Source organism: Ruegeria profundi (assembly GCF_001507545.1).
Taxonomy (GTDB): Bacteria; Pseudomonadota; Alphaproteobacteria; order Rhodobacterales; family Rhodobacteraceae; genus Ruegeria; species Ruegeria profundi.
In genome coordinates this window covers 76,169-89,006 of the sequence record NZ_LQBP01000002.1, presented here as the reverse complement: position 1 = coordinate 89,006, position 12,838 = coordinate 76,169, and the positions used below count along the sequence as shown (strand labels likewise).

11 protein-coding genes are annotated in these 12,838 nt (G+C 56.4%); all 11 read right to left on the bottom strand.

Annotated features, from left to right (window positions below; translation table 11 throughout):
• Positions 1-5 precede the first annotated feature (5 nt).
• Positions 6-764, bottom strand: a complete 759-nt coding sequence (paaC, locus tag AVO44_RS03975) for a 1,2-phenylacetyl-CoA epoxidase subunit PaaC (RefSeq protein ID WP_068332922.1) — start codon at positions 762-764, stop codon at positions 6-8.
• Positions 764-1,048, bottom strand: coding sequence for a 1,2-phenylacetyl-CoA epoxidase subunit PaaB (paaB, locus tag AVO44_RS03970; protein ID WP_039130972.1), 285 nt, complete (start codon positions 1,046-1,048; stop codon positions 764-766). The genes paaC and paaB overlap by 1 nt, the downstream gene beginning before the upstream one ends.
• A 23-nt stretch (positions 1,049-1,071) precedes the next feature.
• On the bottom strand, positions 1,072-2,049 hold the full coding sequence (gene paaA, locus AVO44_RS03965) for a 1,2-phenylacetyl-CoA epoxidase subunit PaaA (RefSeq protein ID WP_068332919.1): 978 nt from the start codon (positions 2,047-2,049) through the stop codon (positions 1,072-1,074).
• Positions 2,050-2,117: 68 nt separating this feature from the next.
• Positions 2,118-3,320 carry a 3-oxoadipyl-CoA thiolase gene (pcaF, locus tag AVO44_RS03960; protein WP_068332917.1) on the bottom strand — a complete coding sequence of 401 codons (1,203 nt, stop codon included), beginning with the start codon at positions 3,318-3,320 and terminating at the stop codon, positions 2,118-2,120.
• A 209-nt stretch (positions 3,321-3,529) separates the two neighbouring features.
• Positions 3,530-4,345: a PaaX family transcriptional regulator C-terminal domain-containing protein gene (locus tag AVO44_RS03955; protein WP_068332914.1), complete on the bottom strand. Its 816-nt coding sequence runs from the start codon at positions 4,343-4,345 to the stop codon at positions 3,530-3,532.
• Between the two features lie 49 nt (positions 4,346-4,394).
• Positions 4,395-6,425, bottom strand: a complete 2,031-nt coding sequence (paaZ, locus tag AVO44_RS03950; RefSeq protein ID WP_068332911.1) for a phenylacetic acid degradation bifunctional protein PaaZ — start codon at positions 6,423-6,425, stop codon at positions 4,395-4,397.
• 118 nt (positions 6,426-6,543) lie between these two features.
• Positions 6,544-7,731 (bottom strand): cytochrome P450, encoded by a 1,188-nt coding sequence (locus AVO44_RS03945; protein WP_068332908.1) that lies wholly within the window; start codon positions 7,729-7,731, stop codon positions 6,544-6,546.
• Positions 7,731-9,083 carry a TRAP transporter large permease gene (locus AVO44_RS03940; RefSeq protein ID WP_068332905.1) on the bottom strand — a complete coding sequence of 451 codons (1,353 nt, stop codon included), beginning with the start codon at positions 9,081-9,083 and terminating at the stop codon, positions 7,731-7,733. The genes AVO44_RS03945 and AVO44_RS03940 overlap by 1 nt, the downstream gene beginning before the upstream one ends.
• The gene (locus tag AVO44_RS03935; protein WP_068332902.1) at positions 9,080-9,586 is read right to left on the bottom strand and encodes a TRAP transporter small permease; all 507 of its coding nucleotides are present in this window, start codon (positions 9,584-9,586) and stop codon (positions 9,080-9,082) included. Before AVO44_RS03935 ends, AVO44_RS03940 begins: the two co-directional genes overlap by 4 nt.
• A gap of 57 nt (positions 9,587-9,643) precedes the next feature.
• Entirely contained in the window at positions 9,644-10,666 is a 1,023-nt protein-coding gene (locus AVO44_RS03930; protein ID WP_068332899.1) for a TRAP transporter substrate-binding protein, read from the bottom strand.
• 77 nt (positions 10,667-10,743) lie between these two features.
• On the bottom strand, positions 10,744-12,771 hold the full coding sequence (locus AVO44_RS03925; RefSeq protein ID WP_068333976.1) for an FAD-dependent oxidoreductase: 2,028 nt from the start codon (positions 12,769-12,771) through the stop codon (positions 10,744-10,746).
• Positions 12,772-12,838 lie beyond the last annotated feature (67 nt).

Genomic DNA, 12,838 nt, shown 5'->3' with positions numbered 1-12,838 from the left:
TTGGCTTACCAGCTTGCGCCGGGATAGGCGCGTTGCAGCCACTGCATCTGCGTCAGCAAGTGCCCCAGATGTTCAGTATGCATCTTCCCGTTGCGCCCGCCCTTGTGTGCAAATTCGCTTTCCGGGATCGTGAGCGTTGCATCCGCCAATACCCGCTGGACCAAAGCGTCAAACTCGGCGCGCAGATCGGCAGGGTTAGGCGCGATGCCTGCCTTTGCCATCTCGGCGTCGATCTCGTCGCTGGCGAACATCTCACCAACGTAAGGCCACAGGTAGTCCAGCGCCGCTTGCATCCGATCATGGCTTTCAGCTGTTCCGTCGCCCAATCCGACAACCGTATCGCTTGAGCGTTCCAGGTGATACGCAACCTCTTTGCTGGCCTTGGCCGCAATTGCTGCAACGCGTTCGTCTGACGATTTGATCAGACGCCCCAGCATGATCGAGTGCCACGCATCAAACAGGAACTGACGCATCATGGTCCGGCCGAAATCTTCGTTCGGAACCTCGACCATCAGAACGTTGCGGAAATCCCAAGCATCGCGCAGGAACGCCAGATCATCCGCGCTTTGGCCACCATCTACTTCACCGGCAAGGCCCAACCACATTTGGGTTTGGCCGATCAGGTCCAGCGCGGTGTTGGCCAGCGCGATATCTTCTTCGAGTACTGGCGCATGGCCGCACCACTCACTCACGCGATGACCAAGGATGAGCGTGTTGTCACCCATTCTCAGCAGAAACTGCAGGAAAGCTTCGTCTTGGGTCATCACATCGCCCCCACTTCGTCGGGGATGTCAAAAAATGTCGGGTGACGATACACCTTGCTTTCGCTGGGCTCATAGAGCGGGCCTTTGTCACTGGGTGACGAGGCCGAGATGTTGTTCGCTTCGACCACCCAGATCGATACGCCTTCGTTGCGGCGCGTATACACATCGCGCGCATTCTTGATCGCCATTTCCGCGTCTGGGGCGTGCAGCGAACCGACATGACGGTGGCTCATGCCATGCTGACCGCGGATAAAGATTTCCCATAGGGGCCATTCGTTTTTCATCGGGTTTCCTCCTCAGGTCAGGCTTATTCAGCGGCCAGATGGCGGGCACGTTTCTTCTTTGCGTGGGCCAGTAATCCATCACGGACCCACTGCCCGTCGTCCCAGGCCTTGTTCCGTGCGGTTAAACGATCCGTGTTGCATGGACCGTTGCCTTTGATGACATCAAAGAACTCGGACCAGTCCGGTTCCGAGAAATCGTAATGGCCGCGCTCTTCGTTCCATTTCAGGTCCGGGTCCGGGACGGTCAGCCCAAGGTATTCGGCCTGCGGCACCGTCTGATCGACGAATTTCTGACGAAGTTCGTCATTGGTGTTTATTTTGATCTTCCAAGCCATGGATTGAGCAGAATGCACCGAGTCCTTATCCGAAGGCCCGAACATCATCAGCGAAGGGTACCAAAAGCGGTTCAGGGCATCTTGTGCCATCTTCTTCTGCTCAGGCGTGCCCTCGGCCATCTTGCGAATGGCATCGTACCCCTGACGCTGGTGGAAGCTTTCTTCCTTGCAGATGCGGATCATGGCGCGTGAGTACGGCCCGTACGAGGTCCGCTGCAGCGGGACCTGGTTCATGATAGCGGCACCATCAACCAGCCAGCCAACTGCGCCGATATCGGCCCAGTTCAGTGTGGGGTAGTTGAAGATCGACGAGTATTTCATCCGACCGTCCAGCAGCATCTCGGTCAACTCGTCCCGGCTAACGCCCAGTGTTTCCGCTGCGCCATATAGGTAAAGCCCGTGCCCGGCCTCATCTTGCACCTTGGCCAGCAGGATCGCCTTGCGCTCCAACGTGGGTGCGCGGGTGATCCAGTTGCCCTCAGGCAATTGCCCTACAATCTCGGAATGAGCATGTTGACCAATCTGGCGGATCAGGGTCTTGCGATAACCTTGCGGCATCCAATCCTTCGGCTCAATCTTGATGTCCGCGTCAATCTTTGCCTGAAATTCGGCAAGCTTTTCGGGGTCATCATTCGTGGCCTCGGACTTAACCATTTGAGCGTACATCGTATTTCCTCCTCTCAGGCTGAGCCAGAATTGAACCAATGTGCGCGGTCAACTCTGTGATCTGCCTATCAAACCCGTTCCAAAATCAAAGCTGCGCCCTGCCCAACACCCACGCACATTGTGCACAGCGCATACCGCCCGCCTGTCCGGCGCAGTTGGTAGGCCGCAGTCAACACCAGTCGCGCCCCGGACATGCCAAGAGGGTGGCCAATGGCAATGGCACCGCCATTGGGGTTAACGTGTGGCGCGTCGTCCGGCAGACCCAATTCCCGAAGCGTCGCCAACCCCTGAGACGCAAATGCTTCGTTCAACTCTATCACATCCATCTGTTCAATAGTCAGTCCGGCCCGTGCCAATACCTTGCGACTGGCGGGAACAGGGCCAATTCCCATGATGCGCGGTTCGACACCGGCAACCGACATCCCCACGACCCGAGCAATCGGGGTAAGACCGTTCTTTTCCGCCGACGCTTCATTCGCCATCAAAATGGCTGCCGCACCGTCATTGACACCGGACGCATTTCCAGCCGTAACAGTCTTGTCCGGTCCGTTGACGCCCTTGAGACCCGACAGTTTTTCTGCCGTTGTTCCCGGTCGGGGGTATTCATCGGTGTCGATCACGATCGGATCGCCCTTGCGCTGCGGAACCGAGACCGGAGTGATTTCGTCCGCGAACAGACCCGCCTCATGCGCCGCTGCCCAACGGGCTTGGCTGCGTGCGGCAAAACTGTCCTGATCCGCGCGGCTGATGCCATAATCAGCGGCCACATTGTCAGCGGTTTGCGGCATCGAGTCGATGCCGTATTCCTGTTTCATCTTGGGGTTCACAAAACGCCAGCCAATGGTGGTATCGTAAACCGCGTTGCTGCGCATGAACGCAGACGTTGCCTTGGGCATCACGAAGGGCGCACGGGACATGCTTTCTACGCCACCTGCGATCGCCAGGTCATAGTCACCCGCCTTGATACCCCGAGCCACCATTCCAACCGCATCCATTCCGCTGGCGCACAGGCGGTTTATCGTGGTTCCCGGAACGTCAACGGGCAACCCGGCCAACAAGGCCGCCATCCTTGCCACGTTCCGGTTGCTTTCACCGGCCTGGTTCGCATCCCCATAAACAACATCGTCCACACTGGACCAATCAACTTGCGGATTCCGCTCTTTCAAAGCAGCAAGCGGAATGGCCGCCAGATCATCCGCGCGGACCGACGACAAAGCACCACCGTACCGACCAATCGGAGTGCGCGTCGCGTCGCAAATGAATGCATCCATGTGTGAATTCTCCCGTACGTTCACGTTCATTCATAGACCGTATGGTCGGTTTATAGAGTCGCGACTGATTCGAAGCAAGTGTCATGTTACCAGATGATGGTTAATTCGCCTAACTTCGTAACATGTAAAATGATCAGCTTGCCACGATGTTTTCCCGCACAAACCAAACCTGCGCTCTCCTCAACATCAGAAGGGAATCTTGTCAGAACCTAGCTACTCAGTTCTGTTTCCAGAGCTGCAAGTTCTGGCCGCGGCAACCTTTCCAAAAGCTTGGATACGGACTCGCGGCAGGCAGGACCATTCCAGTCAGTCGGCAGAAAATCCGCTGGCAAAACCGGATGCCGCAGTATGATGCGGCGCCAGTTATGGACGATAAGAACGCGCAGCATTGCCCTTTTCATCGGGTCATCCACCCCGGCCGGCGGCAACGACTCATCAATAGCGCAAGTTGTTTTCCAAAATTCATCATATGCGTGTTTCAACTGCTCTGGCCCGAACAAGTCTTGTAACCATTGGGGAACAGAAACCGCACTGGTTTCAAAACCCAACAAGTCTTCAAGATCGTCCGGCATTGGTCCCGACGCCATCGCCGTTGCGGGATTCAATGATACGTAGTCCCCTGTCAGCAACAGATCTGCGAGTTCCTTTCGGGATGAATCCGAGCTACTTGAAATTAGCACATGCCAGATTTCTGGCGAGCTTGCTTCGCGGGCATAAATTCGCGGCGCGGCAGTCGCGCTCTGATTACGGCCATATTCGGTAAGACGATGAACGCTTGCCCGTCCAACACGCGTACTTTCGATCCAGCCCTCTTTGCGCAATCGGTGCAATGCCACCCTGGTCGCTTCGGCCTTGATACCAACAAGACTTGTCAACGCCGTAATCAGTGACCCGCTTATTTGATCCGATTTGTTTTGCGCCAGATCGCCAAAAATCGTGACAAGCACCGACCACACCCGCAGGGAACCCTCGGACGTTAAATGACTGACACACGTGTCGAACCAGTCTGAGGCAGCGTCTTTCATGGGCCCAGTATAAGCGGGCCGGATTGAATTACCATCCGGCCCGTCATCATCAGTATGCCACCATTGTCAGCAGCTCGTATTCTGCAACCAGTTCATCATCCTGCTGGGTCAGGGTGACGTGCCAGCGCACTTCGCCATACTGATCGTTTCGTTTTGTCTTTGACTTGACGGTCAGGCGAACCTTGATGCTGTCCCCTGCCACGACGGGTTTCATGAAGCGCAACCCGTCCAAGCCCGTGTTGGCCAGGACCGGTCCTTCGTTCGGCTCGACAAACAAACCGGCTGCGAACGACAACAGAAGATATCCATGCGCGACACGACCCGGAAAGAACGGGTTGCGTTTCGCGGCGGCCTCGTCGGTGTGCGCATAGAATGTATCGCCGGTGAAGTCCGCGAAATGCTGGATGTCGTCGATCGTTATTGTTCGCGGCTCTGTATGGAGTGTCTCACCAATGGCCAGATCATTGAACCGGCGGGTAAACGGGTGGGCAGGACCCTTGATCTCGGTCGCGCCCGGAACCCATTTGGACCCAATCGCCGTCAACAGGTCGGGTGAACCCTGAGTGGCCGTGCGCTGCATGTAGTGTTTCACACCACGCACACCACCCATTTCCTCACCGCCACCAGCACGACCGGGACCACCATGAACCATATGCGGCAAGGGTGATCCGTGGCCGGTGGACTCTTTCATCGAGTCGCGGTTGTTGAAGTAAAGCCGCCCGTGAAAAGCCCCGGCACCCAATGCAAAACTGCGCGCCACGTCTGCGTCTCGGGTAATGACCGAAGCGACCAGAGAGCCCTGCCCCTTGTTCGCCAGCTCAATCGCGTGGTCCGTGTCCCGATAGCCCATGATGGTACTGACGGGGCCGAAGGCTTCGGTGTCATGAACGCGCTTTGCCGTATCGGGGTTAGCGCAATGGAACAGCATTGGCGGCAAGAAAGCCCCCTTGTCACCATCAGCGCCGTCAACGTCGAACACGTCCGGGTTGCCAAACACGCGCTCCGCCTCCTGGCCAATGATCGCCGCCTTTTCCAGTACGTCCCGTTTCTGGCTATTAGAGACCAAAGCACCCATGCGCGTGGTTTCAAGTTTCGGGTCACCAATGACTGTTTTTTCAAGCCGTGCGGAAAGGGCTTCGATCACCGCCTGCACATGGGTTTCGGGTGCGATTATCCGACGGATTGCGGTACATTTCTGACCCGCTTTCGTGGTCATCTCGCGCTGGACTTCCTTGACGAACAGGTCAAACTCAGGCGTTCCCGGCTCCGCATCAACGCCCAGAACCGAGCAATTAAGACTGTCCTGCTCCGCTACGAAACGCACGGAGTTTTCCAGAATGACAGGGTTAGAACGCAGTTTCAGCGCAGTATCAGCCGAGCCGGTAAAACTGACCACGTCCTGCATGGTCAGATGATCCAGCATATCACCCAGTCCACCTGAAACGAGTTGCAGCGCTCCGGTGGGTAGAATGCCTGACTCCAGCATCAGCCGCACGCACAGTTCCGTCACATAGCAGGAATTGGTCGCCGGTTTGACGATAGCCGGCACACCCGCCAGCAAGGTCGGAGCAAGCTTTTCCAACATGCCCCAAACCGGAAAGTTGAACGCGTTGATATGGACTGCCACACCACGCAGCGGTGTGCAGATGTGCTGACCCAGAAACGTACCATTGCGCGAAAGCTGCTCGACGTCACCATCCAGATAGACGTGACCATCCGGCATATCGCGTCGGCCTTTCGAGGCAAACACGAACATTGTGCCGATCCCGCCGTCGATATCGATCAGATGATCCGACTGTGTCGCGCCCGTATTGAAGGACAGGTCGTACATGACCTGTTTGTTCTGACCCAGATGCTGCGCCAGCGCTTTAAGCATCTTGGCGCGCTGGTGAAACGTCAACTTGCGCAACGCCGGTCCACCGACGTTACGCGCGTAGTCCAACATGCCCTGCACATCCAAACCGTTATTGCCAGCAGTGGCAATCACCTCGCCTGTCACGGCACTGGCAATATTGCGGGCCCCTTCACCCGGCGCGATCCACTCACCGGCCGCGAAACTTGAAATTTGCTGGATCGTCATGAGTCTCTCCTCAGTCCTGAGATGATCTTCGCGGCCCTATGCGCGCGGTCATCATAATCATTTTATCCACCGTATGGTCGGTCATTAAATTGACCGGCCTTTTCTTGCCTTGGCCACCTCAAACCTGCGCGGGTAGACGGGCGAACCCGCGAAATCGAATACGCCCTCCGCGTTTGGCTCCGTCGGTGATCTGATAATCTGGAAAGCGGTCCAAAAACCGGCTGACCGCAATCTTGCCCTCCATCCGGGCCAGAGTCAGACCGACGCACGTGTGCGGACCGCCGGCAAAAGCGTGGTGTTTGTTGGGACGGCGGTCCAACAGCATATCGTCGGGCCGGTCAAATTGCCGTGGGTCGCGGTTGGCGGCCCCTATGCACAGGTGAATATCCGTGCCCGCCGAAATGGTGAAACCGTGAAACGTTACATCTTCAGTAGTCAAACGGTTCCCAAACTGGTTCGGGCTTTCCAAGCGCAAGAACTCATCCACCGCCGTGGAGATCAGGTTGGGACTGCTCAGCAACTCGGTTCGTTTGTCGCAGTGCCGATCCAGCAGCTCCAGCGCGTTGCCGATTAGGTTCGTTGTGGTTTCGTGCCCTGCATTCAGGATGAAGATGCAGTTTTGATACAGCTCGACCTCAGTCAGACCACCATCCGAGTCATCCTGTATCAGCCGTGTCAGAACATCCGTCTCGGGGTTGCCGGGATTGGATCTTCGGTCATCAATGATATGCCGCAGGAACGCCTTGAATTCCGAGACTGCGCGGTTGCCCCACTCTTCCTGTTCCGGCGTCAGTTCCGGCTCCAACGCGCCGAGTATGGCAAGGGACCAATCCCGCAGGGGCCCGCGCTCGGATCTGGGAATACCCAACAGGTTGCCAATGATTTCAATCGGGATCGCTCCCGCGAAATCCTCAATCAACTCGACCGTACTCTTGGCCTGAATCTGGTCCAGCAAGCTATCGACAAGCGTGATCAAGCCCGGTTCCATCTGCGCCAAAGCGCGCGGATTCATCGCGCCGACCATCACCTTACGAACGCGGGTGTGCAGAGGCGGATCGTTGAACACCAGACTGTTGGTGTGGTGTTCGTATAGCGGACTGTCGACCCCGAACTTTGGGCCAAACACCGCCTTCTTGTCCGAAATGAACCGCGCCGTATCCCGGTAAACCAGATCCAGATCCTCGTAACGCGACAGGATAACCGAGCCATCGGGCTGAGGGCAAACCGGTGTCTCTTCGCGCAAGGCGGTATAGGCTGGATAAGGGTCTTCGTGAAACCCAACCGGAAGCGAAGTCAGTGAGAACATCAGTGACCCATCGCCCCCATATGCTCGGGCAGGACCAGTACCAGCCACGGTATCAGGACAATCAAAGCCAGGCGGAAGATATCGGCGATCCAGAACGGAGTAACACCTTTGAAGATCGTTCCGGTCGAAACATCCCCAACGACACCTTTCAGGATGAACACGTTCAGACCAACAGGTGGTGTGATCAGGCTGATCTCGGTCACGACAACAACCACGATGCCAAACCAGATCGGATCATAGCCCAGCGACGTCACCAGCGGGAAAAAGATCGGAACGGTCAGCAAGAGCATCGACAACGATTCAAACACGCAACCCAGGATGATGTAGATGCCCAGGATCATCAGGATCACCACGAAAGGTTCCACGTCATACGCCGTAACCAATGCGATCAGCGCCTCGGGCAAACCTGCAAGATTGATGAAGTTCGAAAAGATCTGAGCCCCGATCACAACCGAGAACAAGGCCGCAGCAGTATAGGTTGTTTCTTTCAGAACCTCGAAAGTCGAAGACAGGCTCAACCCGCCACGCGACAGAGCGATCAAGAAGGCCCCCATGGCTCCCATGCCGGCCGCTTCCGTCGGGCTGAACGTCAGGTTCAAAGGGTGGAAATCGAAGGCACCGTAAAGCCCACCTATGACCAAGAAGAACAGCAACAAAACCGCCCACACCGAACGCAACGCTGACAACCGTTCGCCCCAACCGTGTTTCTCACCGGCCGGGCCGGATTCTGGATTGCGCCAGACGGTCCAGCGGACGGCAAACAGGTACAGCAGGATGCCAAGCACACCGGGAATGATACCCGCGACAAACAGCTTGCCGATGGATGTTTCGGTTAACAGACCGTAGATAACAAGGATCACGGACGGTGGGATCAGAATACCCAGCGTACCTCCGGCAGCTATTGACGCAGTTGAAAGCTCATCCGAATACCGATAGCGGCGCATTTCCGGCATGGCGACTTTGGACATCGTTGCAGCCGTTGCCAGAGACGAGCCGCAGATGGCCGAGAACCCACCACAGGCTGCGACCGTAGCCATCGCGATCCCACCTTTGAAATGCCCCAGAAAAGCGTTCGATACGGCGTAAAGTTCGCGGGCAAGCCCGCCCTTGTTCACGAACAATCCCATCAGGATAAACAGCGGAATAACAGAAAGCCCGTAGTCTTGCGCTGTGTCGGTGATCTGGCGGCCTACCATGGACATTGCTGCCTTTAAGCCGCGCTCCGAGAAAATGCTGTCGCCACGCTCATATGCAAAACCCAGCGTCCCGACGAGGCCCATTGCGAAAACAATCGGCAAGCGCAGAAGCACGAGAACTAGAACAAGGGCAAAACCGATCAGCGCGGCAGTCATTGGTGGTGCTCCGACAAAGTGTGGGGGGCGAAGATATACAGAAGGCCGGTCACAATCATCGCGACCGCCGTGATTGCGGTGGACGCAGCGATGAACCAGCCGACATAGAAAACGGGGATCGCCAAATACTCGGTAACGTCACCGTAGTCCCGCGCCCGTTCAGCCAGAACCCAGACCCTTTGAATGGGCCAAAAAAGAATGATGCCCGAGATCAGATAGACAACTGCATCCCGTGCACGGCTTAGACGAAGTCGGGAAAACACTCCATCCGTTAGGTCGACCGCAATTTGGCCCTTACCAGCTGAGATCATCGGCAGAACCGAGAAAACGAGGATCGCCATTAGAATGCGCGTCAGCTCGGTCGCCGCTTCGATCGGCGCGTTGAACACGGACCGAAGGATAACGTCACAAAACGTCATGACCATAAGGATAAACAGCGCCACACAAGCCAGCAGCGTTGGAAAAACACTAATGCGGCGCGCAAGTGTTACGAGAGATTGCATTTTGAGTCCCCGTCGGAGCGAAAGGGTTGGCGGTTTGATACCGCCACCCGGGCCGCGTTATTGCGCGGCCATTTCCTGTACGATCATGTCGTATGCGGCCTGAGCGTCGATGCCAGCTCCGTTGACTTCTTCAATGACCTTGGTGCGCACATCGACGGCGATCGCATTGAACTTTTCAAGGTCTTCCGCAGATGCCGTGTTGATTGCATTGCCTTCCGTGCCTTCAGTTTCTTCGCGACCAATCGTATCAATCTCATCCCAGATTTTCCCGATTTCGCGGCTCAACGGCTCTCCGAAAACATTCTCTTCCAGCGCCTGCTGAAGATCGGCAGGCAGATCGGCAAAAGTATCCTCGTTCATGATAAAGGCAAAGGACCCGCGATATAGGCCGCCCGGAACTTCGTAAACGTTCTGCGCCACTTCGGTCAGTTTAAAGCCTTTGCGGGATTCAAATGGCATCACAACACCATCTGCCGCCTTCGAAGCCAGAGTTTCGTACACCTTCGGGGCCGGTACCTGGATACCTGTTGCACCCAGCGCCGTACCGACATCACCTCCAACGCCGCCAGGAATGCGAACCTTCAGCCCCGATACCTCGTCCAATGAGGTTACCGCGTTGCTGGTATGCAATTGGGCCGGACCGTGGGTGTGCAGGGCAATAACTTTCACACCGCGATGCTCATCTGCTTCTTTGAGGTACTTCTCATAAGCACGCCAATAGGCAACCGATGCCGCCTCGGCCGACCCCTCGAAACCGGGCAATTCGATCAGTTTAGTGGTCACGAAACGACCCGGCTGGTAGCCATGAAAGATGATCGAAGCGTCCGCCGCGCCATCCATGATCAGATCCATCTGCGCAGGCGGCGGTGCAATGCCAAGCTTCAATTCGGCCGTGACCTGTCCATCTGTGGCCTCTTCCACCATCTCGACGAATTTCGGCCACATCTTGGCGTTGATGCCGTGGGTTGGTGGTGCCCAGCTGGAAATGGTCAGCGTGTAGTCAGCGGCAAAAACCGCAGAACCAGTCAACGCCAGTGTCGCACCGGCCAGAAGCGAAGTGAGTTTTGTAAACTTAGCCATTGGATCCTCCCTGATTATGGCAATTTGAGTTCAAAGCCCATGAACCGGGCTTAAATGCAGTAAGTGAGTTGAGCGCCTTAACAGTCTCCTCGCGCAACCCTCCATGAGCCAGGACTTTCAGCATCTACAATATCCATCATTGCACGAGACACCTTATCACCGATTTCATTTTGGTAATTCACTGGTCCCCCGCGCCAGCGTGGAAAACCGTAGCCATGAACCTGAACCATATCCACAGCTTCGGCGTTTTCGGCGACGCCTTCTTCAATGATCAGGCGCCCCTCATTGGCCAACACAGCCAGCATGCGAGAAGATATATCCTCTGCCGAGAAGACCCGGCGGGTTATACCCTGTTCCGCAGAATAATCTTCGATCAAAGCCTCAACTTCGGGATCTCGGATCGGTGTCCGGTCCCCTTTTTCGTATCGATACCAACCTTTGCCTGCACGCTGGCCAAATCGCTCCATCTCGCACAATTGGTCCGCGATGGGGACATAACGTTCGTTCGGATCGCGCGTGGTCGCGTTGCGTTTGCGATTGGCCCAAGCGATCTGTAGCCCGGTCAGATCCTGCAGCTCATACGGCCCCATTGGCATTCCGAAGTCCCGCATCGCCTGATCTATTTGGTAAGGCAGCGCCCCGTCTGCCAGCAGATAGTCTGCCTCACGCCGATAGGCGGACAGCATTCGGTTTCCGATGAACCCGTCGCAAATGCCCGACAGAACCGACACCTTACGCAACCTCTTGCCAAGCGCAAATCCGGTGGCCACGACTTCGGGTGCCGTGTGCGGGGTATGCACGATCTCAAGCAGCTTCATGACGTGGGCCGGACTGAAGAAATGCAAACCGATGCAACGCGCTTGATTCTCAATGCCTGCGAATATTTCGACTGGGTCGAGGTAAGAGGTGTTGGTAGCAAGAATGGCATTGGCGTCCATATTCTGCGCCAGTTCTGCAAAGACCTGCTGCTTCACCGTCATATCCTCGAACACCGCTTCGATCGCCAATTGTGCGTCGGCTGCATCGGCATAGCTGTCAACGGCGCGAAACCGGGACAAGCCATTCTGCAATTCGGACTCGGTCATCTTTCCGCGTTTGACCGCACCCTTCAGCAAGCCTTCAACCCGATCGCGGGCCGCTGATGCGGCTTCAGTGTCGCGTTCGATTAACGTGACAGACAAACCGCTGCTCAAGGCAGCGGTGGCGATCCCAGCACCCATCAAACCACCGCCAACAACGGCTAAGCGACGGATTTCACGCGCATCGATGTCTTTGATCAATGACGGTTTGGACACGACTCGTTCGGCGAAGAATGCGTACCGTAAAGCCCGGCTCTCCGCACTATCGCGCAGCGCCAGGTGAAGGGCGCGCTCTTTCGGTTGTGCTTCGGGAAACGGCTCAGTGGCCCAGCTTAGCGCGGTTAGGACTTCCAGCGGCGCCTGTTGTCCTTTGGCGCGCTTTTTCAATGCCTCGCCAGAGGTTTCAATTAGATCAGGCGCGAATTCGGGAACAGGGCGCTGACTAACCGGCACCGGGCGTTCCGGCAAGTCAGCAACAAAGCTATCAACCGCGGCTTCAACATCTTCAGCCACCAGATCGACGCCGCCTAGCTGCTGGATAGCCTCAGCCCTTAGAACTTTGCCTGTGCAGGCCATGTCAATCGCTGCTTCCATCCCCACAAGGCGCGGCAGACGTTGCGTTCCACCCGCACCCGGGATCAGCCCCACTTTGACTTCCGGCAATCCAAATCCAGTGCCTGGTGCCGCAATCCGCCATGCGCATGCCATAGCCACTTCGAAACCGCCACCCAGAACGTTTCCGTGCATGCAGGCGACAAACGGAACTTCACTGTCCTCAATCAGCTGAAGGACGTCGGGCAAATGCGGCTCGACCGGTGCCCTATCGAACTCGGTCATATCAGCGCCAGCGACAAAAGTTTTACCAGCGCATCGCAACACCGCTACTCGCGCGCCTTGAACGGCAGCAACTGCGTCCGCCAATCCCTGTCGAACACCAATCGACGTTGCATTCACTGGCGGATTGTCGATGGTCACCCACGCAACATCGCCTTTAAATTCAACAGCCACAAGTGACGTATGCGACATTGCCATGCCCTTAAAACGGTTCAGATTCGAAACTCGTATATATATTGACCAACCGTTCGGTTAATGC